The sequence below is a fragment of the Microbispora sp. CL1-1 genome (assembly GCF_012034195.1).
Classification (GTDB): Bacteria; Actinomycetota; Actinomycetes; order Streptosporangiales; family Streptosporangiaceae; genus Microbispora.
In genome coordinates this window covers 89,136-106,116 of record NZ_JAATEK010000024.1, presented here as the reverse complement: position 1 = coordinate 106,116, position 16,981 = coordinate 89,136, and the positions used below count along the sequence as shown (strand labels likewise).

At 72.7% G+C, this 16,981-nt stretch carries 16 protein-coding genes; 8 read left to right on the top strand and 8 right to left on the bottom strand.

The features are described 5' to 3' along the window. The first annotated feature begins 24 nt into the window (after positions 1-24). Both HCK04_RS25610 and HCK04_RS25605 read left to right on the top strand, forming a co-directional pair. Complete coding sequence (locus HCK04_RS25610) at positions 25-1,539, top strand: glycoside hydrolase family 3 N-terminal domain-containing protein (RefSeq protein ID WP_142649949.1); 1,515 nt, start codon at positions 25-27, stop codon at positions 1,537-1,539. Positions 1,540-1,585: 46 nt separating this feature from the next. Beyond that, on the top strand, positions 1,586-2,410 hold the full coding sequence (locus HCK04_RS25605) for a hypothetical protein (RefSeq protein ID WP_142649948.1): 825 nt from the start codon (positions 1,586-1,588) through the stop codon (positions 2,408-2,410). On the opposite strand, the gene HCK04_RS25600 is transcribed toward HCK04_RS25605, so the two are convergent. The 3 genes from HCK04_RS25600 to HCK04_RS25590 are packed head-to-tail and all read right to left on the bottom strand — an operon-like array spanning position 2,400 to position 4,216. Further along, entirely contained in the window at positions 2,400-2,885 is a 486-nt protein-coding gene (locus HCK04_RS25600; protein WP_142649947.1) for a TIGR00725 family protein, read from the bottom strand. The genes HCK04_RS25605 and HCK04_RS25600 overlap by 11 nt on opposite strands. 10 nt (positions 2,886-2,895) lie before the next feature. Further along, complete coding sequence (locus HCK04_RS25595; RefSeq protein ID WP_142649946.1) at positions 2,896-3,651, bottom strand: SDR family oxidoreductase; 756 nt, start codon at positions 3,649-3,651, stop codon at positions 2,896-2,898. A 31-nt stretch (positions 3,652-3,682) separates the two neighbouring features. Next, positions 3,683-4,216: a flavin reductase family protein gene (locus HCK04_RS25590; protein ID WP_142649945.1), complete on the bottom strand. Its 534-nt coding sequence runs from the start codon at positions 4,214-4,216 to the stop codon at positions 3,683-3,685. A gap of 608 nt (positions 4,217-4,824) precedes the next feature. Here HCK04_RS25590 and HCK04_RS25585 point away from each other — a divergent pair. The 3 genes from HCK04_RS25585 (at position 4,825) to HCK04_RS25575 (ending at position 7,179) form a co-directional block, all read left to right on the top strand. Continuing rightward, positions 4,825-5,577 (top strand): GntR family transcriptional regulator, encoded by a 753-nt coding sequence (locus tag HCK04_RS25585; RefSeq protein WP_030510734.1) that lies wholly within the window; start codon positions 4,825-4,827, stop codon positions 5,575-5,577. A gap of 216 nt (positions 5,578-5,793) precedes the next feature. Continuing rightward, entirely contained in the window at positions 5,794-6,447 is a 654-nt protein-coding gene (locus tag HCK04_RS25580) for a GNAT family N-acetyltransferase (protein ID WP_142649944.1), read from the top strand. Between the two features lie 51 nt (positions 6,448-6,498). Continuing rightward, positions 6,499-7,179 (top strand): copper homeostasis protein CutC, encoded by a 681-nt coding sequence (locus tag HCK04_RS25575; protein WP_142649943.1) that lies wholly within the window; start codon positions 6,499-6,501, stop codon positions 7,177-7,179. Positions 7,180-7,317: 138 nt separating this feature from the next. On the opposite strand, the gene HCK04_RS25570 is transcribed toward HCK04_RS25575, so the two are convergent. Both HCK04_RS25570 and HCK04_RS25565 read right to left on the bottom strand, forming a co-directional pair. Beyond that, the gene (locus tag HCK04_RS25570) at positions 7,318-8,898 is read right to left on the bottom strand and encodes a bifunctional NAD(P)/FAD-dependent oxidoreductase/class I SAM-dependent methyltransferase (RefSeq protein ID WP_142649942.1); all 1,581 of its coding nucleotides are present in this window, start codon (positions 8,896-8,898) and stop codon (positions 7,318-7,320) included. Positions 8,899-9,103: 205 nt separating this feature from the next. Continuing rightward, positions 9,104-10,294 (bottom strand): aldolase/citrate lyase family protein, encoded by a 1,191-nt coding sequence (locus HCK04_RS25565; RefSeq protein ID WP_142649941.1) that lies wholly within the window; start codon positions 10,292-10,294, stop codon positions 9,104-9,106. A 202-nt stretch (positions 10,295-10,496) separates the two neighbouring features. Here HCK04_RS25565 and HCK04_RS25560 point away from each other — a divergent pair, with 202 nt between their 5' ends. After that, on the top strand, positions 10,497-11,150 hold the full coding sequence (locus HCK04_RS25560; protein WP_142649940.1) for an NYN domain-containing protein: 654 nt from the start codon (positions 10,497-10,499) through the stop codon (positions 11,148-11,150). Between the two features lie 274 nt (positions 11,151-11,424). On the opposite strand, the gene HCK04_RS25555 is transcribed toward HCK04_RS25560, so the two are convergent. Continuing rightward, complete coding sequence (locus tag HCK04_RS25555) at positions 11,425-12,759, bottom strand: FAD-dependent oxidoreductase (protein WP_205830694.1); 1,335 nt, start codon at positions 12,757-12,759, stop codon at positions 11,425-11,427. Positions 12,760-12,973: 214 nt separating this feature from the next. Between HCK04_RS25555 and HCK04_RS41390 the strand changes: the two genes are divergently transcribed. Both HCK04_RS41390 and HCK04_RS25545 read left to right on the top strand, forming a co-directional pair. Next, positions 12,974-13,501: a hypothetical protein gene (locus HCK04_RS41390; protein ID WP_185949033.1), complete on the top strand. Its 528-nt coding sequence runs from the start codon at positions 12,974-12,976 to the stop codon at positions 13,499-13,501. A gap of 186 nt (positions 13,502-13,687) precedes the next feature. Beyond that, on the top strand, positions 13,688-15,430 hold the full coding sequence (locus tag HCK04_RS25545) for a proline--tRNA ligase (protein WP_185949032.1): 1,743 nt from the start codon (positions 13,688-13,690) through the stop codon (positions 15,428-15,430). 244 nt (positions 15,431-15,674) lie between these two features. On the opposite strand, the gene HCK04_RS25540 is transcribed toward HCK04_RS25545, so the two are convergent. After that, positions 15,675-16,292 (bottom strand): ferritin-like domain-containing protein, encoded by a 618-nt coding sequence (locus tag HCK04_RS25540; protein ID WP_185949031.1) that lies wholly within the window; start codon positions 16,290-16,292, stop codon positions 15,675-15,677. Continuing rightward, on the bottom strand, positions 16,285-16,815 hold the full coding sequence (locus HCK04_RS25535) for a hypothetical protein (protein ID WP_142649939.1): 531 nt from the start codon (positions 16,813-16,815) through the stop codon (positions 16,285-16,287). The genes HCK04_RS25540 and HCK04_RS25535 overlap by 8 nt, the downstream gene beginning before the upstream one ends. Positions 16,816-16,981 lie beyond the last annotated feature (166 nt).

The following is a 16,981-nucleotide window of genomic DNA, read 5'->3' as shown; positions in this document are numbered from 1 at the left end:
TGAGCGATGCCATGTGGGCGCAGCATGAAGCGAAGCCCTGACCTGCTCCGTCTGGCCGACACGGTCCTGTTGCCCGGCTTCACCGGGACCACCGCACCCGACTGGGTGCGGCGGCGGCTCGCCGGCGGGCTCGCCGGTGTGGTGCTGTTCTCCCGGAACGTCGACACCCCGGCCCAGCTCGCCGCGCTGACCTCGGCCCTGCGCGCGGAGAACCCCGAGATCCTGATCGGCATAGACGAGGAGGCGGGGGAGGTGACGAGGCTGGAGGCCCGCACGGGCAGCTCGCGGCCGGGCAACTACGCCCTCGGTGTCGTGGACGACGTGGACCTGACCGAGCGGGTGGCCCGCGGCATCGGGCGGGACCTGCGCGCGGTGGGAGTGAACATCGACTTCGCCCCGGCCGCCGACGTCAACTCCAATCCCGACAATCCGGTCATCGGCCTGCGGTCGTTCGGCGCCGATCCGCTGCTCGTCGCGCGGCACACGGCCGCCTGGATCCGCGGCCTGCAGTCCACCGGCGTGGCGGCCTGCGCCAAGCACTTCCCCGGGCACGGCGACACGTCGGTCGACTCCCACCACGGCGTGCCGCGCGTCACGGTCTCCCGCGAGGAGCTGGCCGAGGTCGAGCTGTGGCCGTTCCGGGTGGCCATCGACGAGGGCGTGCGCTCGATCATGACCGGCCACCTGCTGGTCACGGCGTACGACGAGGAGCTGCCGGCCACGCTCAGCCCCCGCGTCCTCACCGGCCTGCTGCGCGAGGAGCTGGGTTTCGAGGGCCTCATCGTCACCGACGGAATCGAGATGGCCGCCGTGTCGGGCCGGTACGGCCTGGGCGGCGCGAGCGCGATGGCGGTCGCGGCCGGGGCCGACGCCGTCTGCGTGGGCGGGGAGAACGCCGACGAGGCGACCTACGAGCACATCCGCGCCGCCGTCGCGGACGCGGTGACCGAGGGCAGGCTGCCGGAGGAGCGGCTCGCCGACGCCGCCGCGCGGGTGCGCGCCCTGACCGCCTGGCAGGCGCAGGCCGCCCAACCCGTGGACGACGGCCGAGACGAGGGAGGGGACGACGGCAGGGACGAGGCCGGGCTGGTCGCCGCCCGCCGGGCCGTACGGGTGACCCGGCACCGCGCGGACGGCCCGCTGCCGCTGACGGCCGCCCCGCACGTGGTGGAGCTGGCGCCGGAGACCAACCTCGCGATCGACAAGGACATGCCGTGGGGCGCGGGGGAGCCGCTGGGCAAGCTGCTGCCCGGCACCACGGTCACCCGGCTGCGGCAGCCGGACGTGCACAACGGCGTCGCCGGCACGATGCTGCGCCAGGCCGCCGACCGGCCCCTCGTGGTCGTGGTGCGGGACGCCCACCGGCACCCCTGGCAGACGGACCTGCTGGAGAGCCTGCTGGCCGCCCGGCCGGACGGCGTCGTGGTCGAGATGGGGCTGCCGGGCCGTACGGACCTGGGCGCGGTGCACATCGCCACGCACGGTGCCGCCCGGGTCTGCGGCCAGGCGGCGGCCGAGGTGCTCGCCGGCCTCGCCTGACATTGCCCATAGCATTGGTCACTGCTGACATGCGAATGGGAGCGTAATGAAGGTCGCCTACGTCACCACGGACCATCCGGCCGCCGAGCAGGACGACGAGCGGGAGACCGCCCTCACCGCTTGGCTCGGGGCCGGCATCGAGGGCTCGCCGGTGAACTGGAGGGATCCCCGCGTCGACTGGTCGGACTTCGACGCGGCGGTGGTTCGCTCGCCCTGGGACTACATCCTTTATCGGGACGAGTTCGTCGCCTGGGCCCACCGGGTGGGGTCGGTGACGCGGTTGCTCAACCCCGCGCCGGTGATCGAGTGGAACACCGACAAGACCTACCTGCGCACGCTCGGCGTGCCCACAGTGCCGACGCACTGGGCGGAGCCGGGTACGGAGCTGCCCGAATGGGACGAATACGTGGTGAAGCCCGCCGTCTCGGCGGGGGCGCGCGACACCATCCGCACCACGGACCGGAACGCCGCCGAGAGCCACGCGGCGACGCTGCTCGCCGCCGGCCGCACGGTCATGGTGCAGCCGTACGTCCCGTCCGTCGAGCAGGAGGGCGAGCTGTCGCTGCTGTACTTCGGCGGACAGTTCAGCCATGCCGTACGCCGGCACCCGATGCTCACCGGGGTGGCCGAGACCGCGGAGAACCGCGCCACGCTGCGCGACCCGGACGACGACCAGTTCGCCCTCGCGGAGCGGGTGCTGGCCGCCGTGCCGGAGACCCTGCTGTACGCCCGGGTGGACCTGGTGCGGATGCCGGACGGCGAGCCGGTGCTGATCGAGCTGGAGCTCACCGAGCCCTACCTCTTCCTGCGGCACGAGCTGGCCGCGCCCGACCTGTTCGCCGAGGCCCTCGCCGAGATGCTCAAGGGCTGAGCGCCCGCTCCGCGGCGGCGAGCGCCAGCCGTACGGCGTCGGCCGGGTCGGCGGCGGACACCGGACCGGGCACGGGAAGGCCCTCGGCGTCGAGGACCCGCCACCCACCGAGGGTGATCACGGGCGTGCCGCCCCGCTGGGCGAGCGCCAGCTCGGACAGCGTGCCCCAGGAGCCGCCGACGACCACGACCGCGTCGGCGGCCCGCACGATCAGCGCGTTGCGGGCCTCGCCCAGGCCGGTCGGCAGGGCCACGGTGAGGTCCGGGCTCGCCCCGGCGCGGTCGCGGCCGGACAGGACGCCGACCACGACGCCCCCGGCCTCCCGCGCGCCCGCCGCCGCGGCGGCCATCACCCCGCCATAGCCGCCGCACAGCACGACCACGCCGCGCCCGGCCAGCAGGCGGCCCACGGCGTGGGCCGCCTCGGCCTCCTGCGGGGTGCACTCGCCCGGCCCGCACACCGCCACCTGCCACATGGTGACCACGTTAGGCGGAGATGCCCCCGTCGACGGGGATCACGGTGCCGGTCAGGTAGGAGCCGGCCCGGGAGGCCAGGAAGATCGCCGCGCCCGCCATGTCGTCGGGCCTGCCGATGCGGCCCAGCGGGACGTTGCTCTCGATCGCGCCGCGCATCTGGGGGTCGTCGAGCGCGAAGGCCATCATCTTCGACTCGAACGGCCCGGGCGCGATCGCGTTGACCGTGATCGACTCCCGGGCGAGCTGGCGGGCCAGATGCCGGGTCAGCATGTGGACGCCCGCCTTGGCCGCCGAGTAGGCGTAGTTCTCCATGAACGGCACCCGGAGCCCGTCGATCGACCCGATGTTGATCACGCGGGCCGGGTCGCCGGGCGACGCGGCGGCGCGCAGCAGGGGCAGGAAGCGGCGGGTGAGGAAGAAGACGCCCTTGACGTTGATGTTCCAGAGCTTGTCGAAGGCGTGCTCCGGATACTCCTCCAGCGGCGCGCCCCAGCTCGCCCCCGCGTTGTTGACGAGCACGTCGAGCCGGCTCTCCCGCTCCGACACCGCCTGCACCAGCGTCTCGACGCCGTCGGAGGTGGACAGGTCCGCCTGTACGGCGTGGCAGCCCAGCTCGGCGGCCGTGGCCTCCAGCTCGTCCTTCTTCCGTGAGGAGATGTAGACGGTGGCGCCCGCGTCGAGGAACCCCCGCGTGATCATCTTCCCGATGCCCCGGGACCCGCCCGTGACGACGACCGTCTTGCCTTCCACCGAGAACAGAGTCATGCGGGCAGCATACCGACCGGTCGGTTCCGCGTCAGGCCCGGAAACCGCCGTACGTTCCGCGGAAGAACACCAGCGGGCCGCCGTCGTCGTGCCGGTCGAGCCCGGTGACCCGGGCGACGACGATCACGTGGTCGCCGGCCGGGTGTTCCGCGTCCACCGCGCAGTCGATCCAGGCGAGCGCGCCGTCCAGCACGGGCGCGCCCGCGGGGGACAGTGCCCACGACAGGCCCGCGAACTTGTCCCCGCCGGGGACGGCGAGCCGGTCGCACACCTGCCGCTGGTGGTCGGCGAGCACGTTGACGCACAGGGCGGGCGCGGCCTTCAGGCGCGGCCAGCTCGTGCTGGCCCGCGAGACGCAGAACGACACCAGCGGCGGGTCGAGGCTCACGGACGTGAAAGAGTTGACGGCCAGGCCGCACGGCTCCCCGGTTTCCGGGTCGATCGCGGTGACGGCCACGACGCCGGCGGCGTACCTGCCGAGGACGTTCCTGAAATGCTGGGGATTGACGGCCGGAATTCTCCTGGCGCCGTCACGGCCGACCTTCCGGGCCACAGGGATGCTCATCGCGCACGTGCCTCCTCGGTCGCCTCCCCATGAAGTCAAGGAGGGCCGGAGTCGATGCATTCCCTGCGCGTGATCAGCGGTGGCCGATTGACGGTGGCTGCTCGGCGGTGGCTGCTCAGCGGGGCTTTCTAACGGTGGCGCGTCCTGGCGGGCGTGGGGGACCCGCCAGGACGCGCTCCGCCCCGGCGCGAGACCTCGACCCCGGCGAGGGTTGGGGTCGAGACCTCGTTCATTCGCGCGGAGTCTGTGGGGAGCGGCCGTTCTCGACCGGACGCTCCGGCGCGCTGTCGTACCGCATGTTCGGGCATGTCACGCCGTTCCCGCACAAGGCGGTCATGTCGGTGGATACCGACAGCTCTGACATGCCGCTCCCGTCGCTCTGGTAGGTCTGGGCTCTGCAGGCCCGGCCTCTGTGGGTCCGGGTTGGGGGCTCGCGCCAGGGCGAGTTCGGCGTTCTCGCACCGACCGCCCTCACGTGTCCCTCCATTGGATGGATTTGTACCAACGTTTGGATAATGCGCGGCTGGGTGGGCTCTGGTCAAGGGGTTGTTTCCCGGTAGACCGAGATCCTCTAGATTTGTTGGAACAAAAGGGTGGATTGAGGAAAGATGGCACGATCGTCGCTCTACCAGCAGGTGGCCGCCGAAGTACGCAGGGCCATCTATGCGGGCGAACTCGCGCCGGGCGACCAGATTCCGACCGAGGCCGACCTCATGGAGGCACACGGCGTCAGCCGCAACACCGTGCGGCTGGCCCTGGGCGAGCTGGAGAACGAGGGTCTCATCCTGCGGATGCGCCGGCGTGGAACGTTCGTACGCGAGCGCCGCCCGCTCCTCATGCGCCCCCAGGACGAGTTCCTCCCGTACGACCAGGAGGGGCGGCGCTTCGACACGTTCGTGCACGCGGTCCGCTCCGAAGGACGTACGGCGGACCAGCGGATCGAGGTCTCGATCGTCGAGCCGCCCGAGGACGTGGCCACCCGCCTCGCCCTCGCCGACGGCGCGCTGGCCGTCGTGCGCCGCCGGCTGCGCTTCGTCGACGGCCAGCCGTACAACACCTTGGACTCCTACTTCCCCCTGGAGATCGTGGGGGACTCCGAGATCGCCCGGCCCGGCGACATCACGCGCGGGGCCAACCGGGTGCTGGAGGAGTTGGGTCATCTCCAGGTACGTGTGATCGACGACCTCTCGGCCCGCATGCCGACATCCGACGAGTCGTCGCGGCTCCAGCTTGAGCCCGGCACTCCGGTCGTCGTCCACACCCGGGTCGGCTACGACGCCGACGACACGCCCGTCCGCGTCGCCGTGTCCGTGCTGCCCGCAGACAAGCATCTGATCCGATACGAGCTGGAACGTCATTGACGAGGCCCGGACGCCCTCTGGCCTGAGCGGGCGTCCCCGGCCGACGGGCCCTCCTCCGGAGGGCCGCTTCCGCGATTCCCGTCCTGACCCCGGCAGGGGACCGCGCAGAACCCGCGCGCCCTAGCGGGCCCGCCGTCTCCCGGACGGACGCTGTACGGCATCCAGCCGTCACTCTCAGTGATCAAATCGCCGCCGTCGGCACGAAAGGAATCAGGCATGCCCGCGAACACCCTGGATCTTGTTATGGAACTCACGCTGCGTCGCGCCACCCCGGCCGACCTTGAGGGGGTCCTCGCCCTGCTGACGCGCACCGCCGGATGGCTGAACGGCCTCGGCGTCCGGCAGTGGCCCGCCGGGGGCTTCCCCGCCGAGCGCATCGAGCCGCTCATCGGCGCGGGCGTCATGTATCTCCTGGACGACGGCTCCCCGGAGCCGGCCGCCACGATCGCCGTGGACGGCCACGCCGACCCCGAGTTCTGGACCCCCGCCGACCGCCCCGGCGACGCGCTCTACGTCCACAAACTCGCCGTGAGCAGGACATGCTCGGGCCAGGGACTGGGGGAGGTGCTGCTCGACTGGGCAGCCCTGCGGGCCGCCGCGCACGACCGGCCCTACCTGCGGCTCGACTGCGCCAAGGACAACGCCCGCCTGCAGGCGTACTACAAGAAGGCGGGCTTCCGGCACGTCCGCACCGTCGACCTGCCGCATCGCGCCTCCGGCGCGCTGTTCGAGCGGGACGCCGGCGCCGCGATCCCGGCCGCGCCGTCCCGTCGGCGCACGCCGATGGTGCCGGCCCAGCGCTCGGGACATGCGGTGCAAGCCTGGAGAGTTCTTGACATCACCGCTCACAACGAGTTGATCGAGTGCTGAACAGGGCGGATGCCGTGAGGCCCCGCAAAGGGACCGGATACTGTTCACTTCATGACGGGATCCCTCCTTGAAGTGATCGCGCTCGACGTGCGTGACGCCGTGGCCGCCGAGGAGGGCGGAGCGGACCGCCTGGAAATCGTGTCCGGCATGGACGTGGGCGGGCTCACCCCCTCGGCGGACCTCGTCGCGGCGATCGCACGCGAGTGTGGGCTGCCGCAGATGGTCATGCTCCGCTGCAACGCCGGGTTCACCGTGTCCCCGGAGGAGCTCGACCGGCTGCGCGGCCACGTCAAGGAACTCGCCGAGGCCGGCGCGGCGGGCTTCGTCTTCGGCTTCCTTTCCGAGGACGGGTCGGTCGACAGGGAGGCGACGGACGCGCTGATCCACGCGGTCTCGCCGCTGCCCTGGACCTTCCACCGCGCCGTGGACAACGCCGCCGACGTCCGGGCCGCCTGGCGTGCCGTACGGCTGCTGCCGAACCTGGCGACCGTCCTCACGTCGGGCCTGCCCGAGGGGGTCGGCAGCGGCCTCGGCGTGTTACGCGCGCGGGCCGAGGCGGGGGACGCCTCGCTGGTGCTCGCGGGCGGCGGCCTGCGCGAGGAGCACGTGCCGGTCCTGCTCGACTACGGCATCCGCGCTTTCCATGTTGGCACCGCCGTACGGGGCTCCTGGCAGGAGCCGGTCGACCCGGGCCTCGTCAGGCGCTGGCGCGGCATCGTGGACCGGCTCTGAGCGCCTGGCTCTGGCCACCCGGTTCTGGCCACCCTGGCCACCTGGCTCTGGCCACTCTGCCCTGACCGTCGGGCCCTGACCGTCCGGCCCTGACCGTCGGGCCCTGACCGTCCGGCCCTGACCGTCCGGCGCCGAGACTCAGGCGCGGCGTCGGGCGACCAGGACGGCGTCGCGGCTGGTGACCTCGTGGCCCTCCGGGTCGACCGCCGTGCGCGGCCGGGCCTCGGCCGCCGCGATCTCCCACTCGGCCGGATCGAGCGACGCCGCGACCTCCTCGGCGGTGAACATCATCTGCGGGAAGTGCATCTTCCGGACCCTGGTCACCAGATCGGACGGGTGGTGCCCGACGATCAGCAGGGTGCCGCCCGGAGCCACCGCGGCCGCCAGCCGGGCGAACAGCGTCCGCCTGGCCTCACCCGGCAGGTGCATGTACTGCGCGGACACCAGGTCGTACGCGCCCTCGGGGAAGACATGGTCGCGCAGGTCCGCGCGCACCCACTCGGTGCGGTCGGCGACGCCCGCGTCGACGGCGTGGGCGGCGGCCCGCTCCAGCGCCGTGGCGGAGATGTCGGCTCCCGTCACCCGCCAGCCCCTCGTGGCGAGCCAGACGGCGTCGGCGCCCTCACCGCTGCCGACGTCGAGGGCCCGGCCCGGAGGAAGCTGCGCGGCCTCGGCGACGAGCTGCGGGTTGGGGTCGCCGCTCCAGATCGCCGGCCGGGAGCGGTAGCGCTCCTCCCAGGCCGCCTCCTCGAACATCGTGCGCATGTCGTCGCGGTAGGCCGCGACGGCCTCACGGGTCTCCTCGGCGACGAGGTCCGCGTTGATCGCCGCCCCTGCGGCCAGGCCCGCGGCGGCGGACGCGATCACCACGGCGCGTACGTCCGTCACGTTCCCCGCCACGTAGACCCCCGGCACGGCGGTCGCGCCGGTCGGCTCAGCGGCAATCCGGGTGCCCGCCAGGTGGCCGCCGAGCTCCACCTCGACCGGCTTGAGCCCGAGTGACTCCAGCACCTGGGACCGGGTGGTGAGCGGTGCGCCGACGACCAGCGCGTCCAGCGCGACGACCTCGCCGGAGGCCAGCCGCACCCCGGTGAGCGCGTCACCGGTCACCTCGATCCCCGTGACGGGGCCTTCGGCGACCGGGATCCGCCGCGCGGCGAGCCGTTCGGCATCCTCCTCGGACGGCGCGGGGCAGTGGTGGGCCAGGAACACCACGTCGTCGCTCCACTGCCGCCACAAAAGGGCCTGCTCGACGGAGAGCGGCCCCATGGCCAGCACGCCGATGCGCCGGTCGCGCACCTCCCACCCGTGGCAGTAGGGGCAGTGGAGCACGTCGCGGCCCCACCGCCCGGCCAGGCCCGGCACGTCGGGCAGCTCGTCCACGGCCCCGGTCGCCACCAGCAGCCGGCGGGCCCGGACGGCGCGGCCGTCGTCCAGCGTCACGAGGAAGCCGTCGCCCTCCCGCGTGGCCGTCTCGGCCCGCCCGGTGACGACCTCACCGCCGTACCCGATCACCTCCTCGCGCCCGGCCGCCCGCAGCTCGGCGGGTGGCGTGCCGTCCAGGCCGAGGTAGTTGTGCATGTGCGCGGCCGGGGCGTTGCGCGGCTCTCCCGCGTCCACCACCAGCACCGACCGCCGGGCCCGCGCCAGCGCCAGGGCTCCGCTGAGCCCCGCCGGGCCGCCGCCCACCACGACCACGTCGTACTTCTTCTCGTCCACCTCTGCCTCCCGTGTCGGCGTCTGCTGTCGACGTCGGGCCCACAGTGCGGCACAGGTGGCGAAGGCGGCAAGGAACCTTGCCGATATGGCAAATCCCGTGCGTACTGTCCAGGGTGGGCGCGGCCGGCCGGGGGCAGCAGGGGGCCATGGCCGGCCGGTCTCGGCAGAGGCCGTGGTGGGCCCGGTGTCGGCAGAGGGACCGGTCTCAGCAGAGAGCGCGGTCGGCCCGGGCCAGGGCGGCGACCAGGGTCCTGATCGTCGCCGGCTCGTCCAGCACGCCCCCCGAGGCCGCGCGCCGTTCCTGCCACGCGCGCACCCGGTCGGCGTACTTCTCGTAGCAGGCCAGGTGGAAGGCGTAGACGGTCGCGAAGCGGCTGACCAGGTGCGAGGGGTGCATGTCCCAGCCCTGGTAGAAGCCGTGCGCCAGCGAGTGCGACACCAGCGCCGAGTGCCTGCGCAGGAGGGCGTGCACGTCGGCCGCCGCGTCCGAGGCCGGGGCCGCGGCCAGCGAGCCGTCCGACAGCTCCACGCCCGTCCCCGACAGCGCCGTCTGCATGACGTGCCGCGCGTGGTCGCAGGCCGGGTGGTCGAGCCGCTGCTCGTCCGGGGGCAGCCCGAGCGCGGCCGTGTAGTCGAACACGCCGAAGTGGGCGGCCGCCAGCCGGCCGCACAGCGAGGGCACCAGGTCGGCCGAGCGTTGGAGCATGAGCACGGTCTGCGGGGCCTCCACCTGCATCTCGAAGCGCAGGGTGCCCGGGGGCAGGCGCAACCCGTGCTCCAGCGCCTCCAGGCAGCGTGCGAACTGGTGCAGGTAGTCCTCCATGAGGACCTTGGGGAACGTGACCGTGAACCCGTCGGGGAGCCTGCCGGCCCGCCGTACGACCCCGGTCAGGAACCCGTCGAGCGTGCGCACCGAGCGCACGGGGTCGCCGTCGGCGAACGACTTCACCCGCAGCCCCCACCTGCGGGGCAGCGTGCCCGCCTCGTGCATCGCGGCCACCGCCGCCGCCGCCGACTCGGCGTGCCCGTCCTCCTCCTCGGGGGAGCGCGTGCCGTAGCCGTCCTCGAAGTCGATCCGCAGGTCCTCGATCGGCTCGGCGTGCAGCTTCCTGCGCACCCGGTCGTGCACGGGCTGGGCCAGCTCGAGGTCGAGATCGAACAGCTCGGCCAGCTCGGTTGGGGTGAACAGGAGCCGGTGGAGGAGATCGGTCGCGGCGTGCCGCCACTGCTGGACGATCTCCGCCGTCACCCGGTCCGCGGGCACATACACCGTGTGCACCGGCTGCCACGCGGGCTCCCTTACGGGGAAGCGGGCGAGCTGCTCGTCATGGGTCCCGGCGAAGCCGTCGAGCAGGCCGTCGAGCAGGCCGCCTGGGCCGGTCAGCGTCGTCTCCATAGGGACGATCCTCGCAGAAGCCCTCGCCACGAAGACCTCATCACACAACGTCGCTGCGCGACCACGTTCGGTTGGCTATTCTTTTCCTCGAACGGCCGATCGAACAGGTGATCGAATCGGTGGGGGAAAAAGAAACGGCCCCCTGCCGGGGGCCGTAGAGCCCGGGGACGTAACCCCGGGCGCGGTGACTCCATGTTAGGAGATGATGGCGTTGCGCGACAACCCCGTTCCCCAGGTCCTGCGTGTCGGGGTCTACGTGGACGGGTTCAACCTCTACTACGGACTGCGCTCCCTGCGGGGACGCCGCTATCTCTGGCTCGATCTCCATGCGTTGGCGGGCCGGCTGCTGAGGTCCGGGCAGACGCTTGCGACCGTCCGCTACTTCAGCGCCCACGTGCGCGGCGAGCCGGCCGCGCTGCTGCGGCAGAAGACCTACCTCGCGGTCCTGGAGAGCCTGGGGGTCGAGGTGGTGCTGGGGCGGTTCCAGGAGCAGCGGGCCTCCTGCCGGGCCTGCGGCGTCTCCCGGCGGACCTACGAGGAGAAGCAGTCCGACGTCGCGCTGGCCGCCGCGATGGTCGGCGACGTCGCCCTCGACCGGGTCGACATGGTGCTGCTGCTTTCGGCCGACTCCGACCTGTGCGCGGCCATCGAGGCGGTGCGTCAGGTGGACGCCCGGCGCGGCGGCAAGACCCGGGTCGTCACCGTCTTCCCGCCCGGCAGACGTTCGGACGGCCTTCGCCTCGCGAGCGACGCCTGGTTTCCTCTCGGCGAGGCGCTCGTCAGGCAGTCGCAACTGCCCGATCTCGTGCCCGGCCGCGACGGAGGGCGCTACCACCGGCCGGCCCACTGGTCCTGACCACGCCACCCCGTCAGGACGAGACGCCCCGTCAGGACGAGACGCCCGTTCAGGACGTGACCCCAACGAGCCGTGTCAGGAGGCGCCCGTGAGCGCTCGGCCCCGCCAGAAACGCGGCACTCGTCAGGGCGCGCCCCCGTCAGCACCCGGCACCCGCGAGAAATCGACACCCGCCAGAGCCTGGCACCCGCCAGAAACGCGGCACTCGTCAGGGCGCGCCCTCATCAGGACCCGGCACCCGCCAGGACGCGGCCTTGTCAGGCCCCGGTCCTTGTCAGGACGCGCCGCCTGGGCGGGAGAGCCGGCCGCACGCGTTCAGCATCGCGTCCCTGCCCACCAGCTTCACCCGTTCGCCCCTCCCGAGGCTGCCGGCCAGCGCCGCCTCCGCGGCCTCGATCGCCAGCCAGTCCTCGTACGTCACCGGGCTCAGCCCGCGCGCGGCGAGCAGGTCGTCCAGCCGGGCGGTCGCCGTTCCCGGCACCACCTCGGCGAGCAGCGTGCGCACGGTCTCGGCGGCATCGGACTTGTTGGTCCCGATCACGCCCGTCGGCCCGCGCTTGAGCCAGCCCGCGACGTACTGCCGGTCGGTCACCTTGCCGGCGACGTTCGGCACCGTCATCGTCGCCGGGTCGAACGGCACCCCGGGCAGCGCCACGCTCTGGTAGCCCACCGAGCGCATCACCATGTCCGCCGGGATCGTCTCGAAGTCGCCGGTCCCGACGACCCGCCCGTTCTCCAGCCGGGTCCGCTCCAGCCGTACGCCCTCGACCCGGGACACGCCGAGGATCTCCACCGGGCGCAGCCAGAAACGCACCTCCAGGCGGCGGGGCCGGTCGGAAGGCTTGCGCTCCGACCACGACCGCAGCACGTCCACGTTGCCCCTGACCTGGCGCGACAGCGTGGTCAGGTCCGCGACCGCGACCTCGTCGGGATAGGTGAGGACGTCGGCGTTCAGCAGCTCGCCGAGCTCCCGCAGCTCCTTCAGGGTGAACTTCGCGTGCTCGGGCCCGCGCCGGCCGACCATGTGGATCCGCTTCACCTTGGAGGCGGCCAGCCGGTCGAGCACCTCTTCGGGCACGTCCGTGCCGCGCAGCTCGTCGGCCGTCTTCGCCATGATCCGCACCACGTCCACGGCGACGTTGCCGACGCCGATGACGACGACCTCCTCCGCGTCGAGGGAGAACGTGTCCGGCGGGACGTCGGGGTGGCCGCAGTACCAGTTGACGAAGTCGGTCGCCGCGACGCTGCCCGGCAGGTCCTCGCCCGGGACTCCGAGGTGCCTGTCGACCATCGCGCCCGTGCAGTAGACGACGGCGTCGTAGCAGGACAGCAGGTCGTCCGCCGACAGGTCGGCGCCCAGTTCGACGCCGCCCAGGAAGCGCACCCCCGGGGTCTCCAGAACCCTGCGCAGGTAGCCGGCGATCGACTTGATCGACGTGTGGTCGGGCGCCACGCCATAGCGGACCAGCCCATACGGTGTCGGCAGGCGTTCGAGAACGTCCACCTCGACGGGGTCCTGCGACTGTTTGACCAGCGCCTCGGCCGTGTAGATGCCGGCCGGGCCCGACCCGACGATCGCGACGCGCAGTGTCACCATGGCCTCCAGCATCTGCGGATGCTCCCTGTCTGTGATTCTTTATCACCGCCGGTTGCACTGCCAGTGGAACGCCGTGCCGCGCACACCGGATTGTCATCCGTGTTGTGATGGTTCGCGGGGTTGCGGCGACCATGCGGCCACGATCAAAGTGATGCCCGTGGGCAGTGGGGCTAAAAGACGGGGAAACCCGCGGACGAGAAGGCCGGGCGGTGGCACCCTCCCTGACATGAGGGGACTCCGCGGGGGGCGGGACGAGCCCGGGGCCTCACCGGCCACGGTGCCCGGCCCGCAGAACGGTCAAGAGGACGGCGACGCGCCGCCGTCCGGCTCCGTGCCGGACGGGCTGAGGTATGAGGCACTGGGGCGGGTCATGGCCGCCTTATCCGGTGAGGCGGAGACGCTGGAGGCGTGCCGCGACCTGACATGGTGGCGGGGCACCGACCGCTCCTGGCACATCGAGTGGCGCGACGGCCCGTACGCCGCCGAGGTGGCGGCGCAGCTCCTTGACCGGATCGGCGAGCCCGGCCAGGACGCCGTACGGGCGGCCCCCGCGGGCCCGGCGACCACGTCCACGGCGATGCTGAACGTGATGGGCGTGACCTTCGTGCTGCGCGCCATCGACCCGTTCGGCATGGAGCGGTTGCGGACCAGGCCCGGCCTGTGGCGGCTGTCGGCGGCGCTGGACGGCCCGGCAGGCTCGGTCGGCACGGGTGGACGGGGCCGTCAGCACTGGGAGGAACTGCTCGGCGGCTGACGCCGGCGGCCCTGTATCGGCTCGCCGTTCGTTTTACGTGAGGCGGTGTGGCCCCCGGAGTCGATAGCCTTGGGGGCACATCGTCTTCGTCTCGTCCCTCCGGTCGTCTCCGAGGGTCCGTGAGGAGATCCGATCGCACCCCGAGGGGGCGCCGCGGACGAGACCTCTTACGAGCAAGGAGTAGCCGTGCTGCTGCGTATGTCGACCCTGTTCCTGCGCACCCTGCGTGAGGATCCGGCGGACGCGGAAGTGCCGAGCCACAAGCTGCTCGTCCGCGCCGGCTACATCCGCCGCGTCGCGCCCGGCATCTACTCCTGGCTGCCGCTCGGCAAGATCGTGCTGGAGAACGTCGCGCGGGTCGTGCGTGAGGAGATGGACCGGATGGGCGCGCAGGAGGTGCTGTTCCCCGCGCTGCTGCCCCGGGACTTCTACGAGCCCACGGGCCGCTGGACCGAGTACGGCGACACGCTGTTCCGGTTGAAGGACCGCAAGGGCGCCGACTACCTCCTCGGGCCCACCCACGAGGAGATGTTCACCGACATGGTGAAGGGGGAGTACTCCTCCTACAAGGACTACCCCGTCACCCTCTACCAGATCCAGACGAAGTACCGCGACGAGGCCCGGCCCCGGGCGGGCATCCTGCGTGGCCGCGAGTTCGTCATGAAGGACTCCTACTCCTTCGACCTCGACGACGACGGCCTCAAGCGGTCCTACGAGATGCACCGCGAGGCGTACATCCGCATCTTCGATCGCCTCGGCATCGACTACAAGATCTGCTTCGCGATGTCGGGCGCGATGGGCGGGTCGGCCTCCGAGGAGTTCCTCGCCCCCTGCCCGACCGGTGAGGACACCTTCGTGGCCTGCCACAACTGCGGATACGCGGCCAACGCCGAGGCGGTCGTCACGCCCGCGCCGCCCGCCGTCACCGCCGAGCAGCCCCCCATGAAGGTGCTCGACACGCCCGACACCCCGACGATCGAGTCGCTCGTCTCGTACGTCAACGAGACGTACGGCCTGGACATCACCGCAGCCGACACGCTGAAGAACCTCGTCGTCAAGGTCCGTACGCCGGGCTCCGACGAGGTCAAGACGGTGATCGTCGGCGTGCCCGGCGACCGCGAGGTCGACTTCAAGCGCCTTGAGGCGGCGCTCGCGCCCGGCGTGCCGGAGATCTTCGAGGCCGAGGACTTCGCCCGCCACCCCGGCCTGGTGCGCGGCTACATCGGCCCCCAGGTGCTCAAGGAGCTGGGGATCACCTACCTGGTCGACCCCCGCGTGGTCGAGGGCTCGGCCTGGGTGACGGGCGCCAACGAGCCGGGCAAGCACGCCGCGCACGTGGTCGTGGGCCGCGACTTCCAGCCCGACGGCACCATCGAGGCCGCCGAGGTGCGGGCGGGCGACGCCTGCCCCCGCTGCGCGCACCCGCTGTCGATCGACCGGGGCATCGAGATCGGCCACATCTTCCAGCTCGGCCGCAAGTACGCCGACGCCGCCCAGCTCGACGCGCTCGGGCCCGACGGCAAGCCCATCCGCATCACCATGGGCTCGTACGGCGTCGGCGTGTCCCGGGCGGTGGCCGTGCTCGCCGAGCAGCGCCACGACGAGCTGGGCCTGGTGTGGCCCAGGGAGGTGGCGCCCGCCGACGTGCACATCGTGGGCACCGGCAAGGAGAACCAGATCGAGGTCGCGAGCAACCTCGCCGAGACCCTTGAGGCGCGGGGGCTGCGCGTGCTCGTGGACGACCGCCCCGGCGTGTCGCCCGGCGTCAAGTTCAAGGACTCCGAGCTGCTCGGCCTGCCCACCGTGCTGATCGTCGGCCGGGGCCTGGCCAACGGCGTGGTCGAGCTGCGCGACCGGGCCACCGGGACCAAGGAGGAGATCCCGCTGGACGAGGCCGTCGAGCGGGTGCTGGCCGCCTGCCGGGCCTGATCGCCGGGCACATCTGATCACCACACGGCGCCGCCGTCCCCGTACGAAGGGGGCGGCGGCGCCGCGTTGCTGTGCCTGTGGGGCGCTGCTCCGTGGGCCGCGCGACCTTGCCGGCTCGCTGGGCCGGACTGTTCCGGCAGGGCTTCCCGGTGCCGGGGCGGCGGGACCGTGTCGTTGTGCGCCGTCCGTGGGTTGCGCTGCTTACTCGCCGGGGCGGATCCTGCTGAACTCCAGGGCGAGGGCCCTATTGGCCGCCTTGGGCGGACTGCTCCGGCCGGGCCTCCTGGCCGGGGGCGGCGTCCGCCCCGGCCGATTCGGAGGAAGCGGCATCCGACCCTGCCCCCTCTGACCCTGCCCCCTCTGACCCTGCCTCCTCTGACCCGGCTTCCTCCGCAGGGGCGGCGTCGACGTCGGCGCCGCCGCGGCCCATGCCCGGGAACGGGTCGCCGATCTTCGGCTGCCAGCCGTACGCGCGGGTCGCGCACTCCTGCGCGGCCAGAGCGGCGAGCCGCCGCAGCGCCGGGTCGCGGTCGGCGGCGAGCTCCAGGTAGGCGGTGGTCACCCGCTGCTCCACCAGCACGGCCAGACGCACCGCGTCGGCCGGTTTGCGCACCTCGAAAGGCAGGAGGTAGGTGGGGCCGGGCTCGGCGGGCGTGCCGCCTCGCCGGGTGATGAGCGTTCGCAGCTGGTCGCGCCGTGCCCGGTGGGCGTCGAACCCTGCGGTGGCGCGTTTGAGCAGCGCGCCGCTGGTCTTCCCGCCGATCACTCCGTAGGCGTACACGGCGGCGTGCTCGGCGGACAGGGCCCGGTCGAGCGCGTCGCCGGTGGGCGCCTTGGAGGGCTCGGCCGCGCTCTCAGTCACGCACCCTCCCCAGGGCGACGACGTGGACGGCCTCGCACGCGCCGATGCTCGCCAGGAGCTGGGAGAGCGCGGGGGAGGCCGTGGCCATCTGCGCGGGTCGCGCCGACGCCGCGCGCCGTTCGGCGTCCCTGAGCGTCTCGACGGACACGGCGGACACGGCGGACACGGCGGACGGCGACGGGGCCGCGGAGGACGAGGCCGGCGGCGCGGGGCTCGCGGGGAACGTTCCGCCCCCGGCGGGCAGGAGCGCGCGCAGCGCCTGGAGATGCGCCGCGTGACGCTGACGGAACGGCTCCAGCGCGGCGGCCTGGGCGGGCCGGGCGGCGACCGCCTGCCCGTAGAGCGAGACCAGGTGTTCCTTGCCCGTGATCAGCGAGGTGAGCAGCACGGTCTGCGGATCCGGAGCGGCCGGAGCGGCAGGCTTCCGCGGGGCCGGGGAACAACCCGCCGCGGCCAGACCGGCAGCGGCGGCGGAGCCCAGCAACACGCGTCTCGTCACCCGTGGCCCGCCGCTGTGTCTCACGACACAGCATCGTACGGCGCGGCGCGCACTGGTCATCGCCCGTGACCGTGTCGATCGTGCCCGTGTCGGATCGCCGCCCGGGTGTGGCGCTGTTTCCACCTCCCGGTGTCGATAGGCTGTTGGCACATCGGGCTTGGGCACCAGGGGCTTGGGCACTACGGTCACA

Coding starts and splice junctions, on each gene's coding strand:
- HCK04_RS25575 (WP_142649943.1), top strand. CDS start 6,499: ATGACGGGATCCCTCCTTGAAGTGATCGCGCTCGACGTGCGTGACGCC.
- HCK04_RS25555 (WP_205830694.1), bottom strand. CDS start 12,759: ATGCTGGAGGCCATGGTGACACTGCGCGTCGCGATCGTCGGGTCGGGC.
- HCK04_RS25560 (WP_142649940.1), top strand. CDS start 10,497: ATGATGGCGTTGCGCGACAACCCCGTTCCCCAGGTCCTGCGTGTCGGG.
- HCK04_RS25600 (WP_142649947.1), bottom strand. CDS start 2,885: ATGTGGCAGGTGGCGGTGTGCGGGCCGGGCGAGTGCACCCCGCAGGAG.
- HCK04_RS25565 (WP_142649941.1), bottom strand. CDS start 10,294: ATGGAGACGACGCTGACCGGCCCAGGCGGCCTGCTCGACGGCCTGCTC.
- HCK04_RS25595 (WP_142649946.1), bottom strand. CDS start 3,651: ATGACTCTGTTCTCGGTGGAAGGCAAGACGGTCGTCGTCACGGGCGGG.
- HCK04_RS25590 (WP_142649945.1), bottom strand. CDS start 4,216: ATGAGCATCCCTGTGGCCCGGAAGGTCGGCCGTGACGGCGCCAGGAGA.
- HCK04_RS25605 (WP_142649948.1), top strand. CDS start 1,586: ATGAAGGTCGCCTACGTCACCACGGACCATCCGGCCGCCGAGCAGGAC.
- HCK04_RS25610 (WP_142649949.1), top strand. CDS start 25: ATGAAGCGAAGCCCTGACCTGCTCCGTCTGGCCGACACGGTCCTGTTG.
- HCK04_RS41390 (WP_185949033.1), top strand. CDS start 12,974: ATGAGGGGACTCCGCGGGGGGCGGGACGAGCCCGGGGCCTCACCGGCC.
- HCK04_RS25580 (WP_142649944.1), top strand. CDS start 5,794: ATGCCCGCGAACACCCTGGATCTTGTTATGGAACTCACGCTGCGTCGC.
- HCK04_RS25585 (WP_030510734.1), top strand. CDS start 4,825: ATGGCACGATCGTCGCTCTACCAGCAGGTGGCCGCCGAAGTACGCAGG.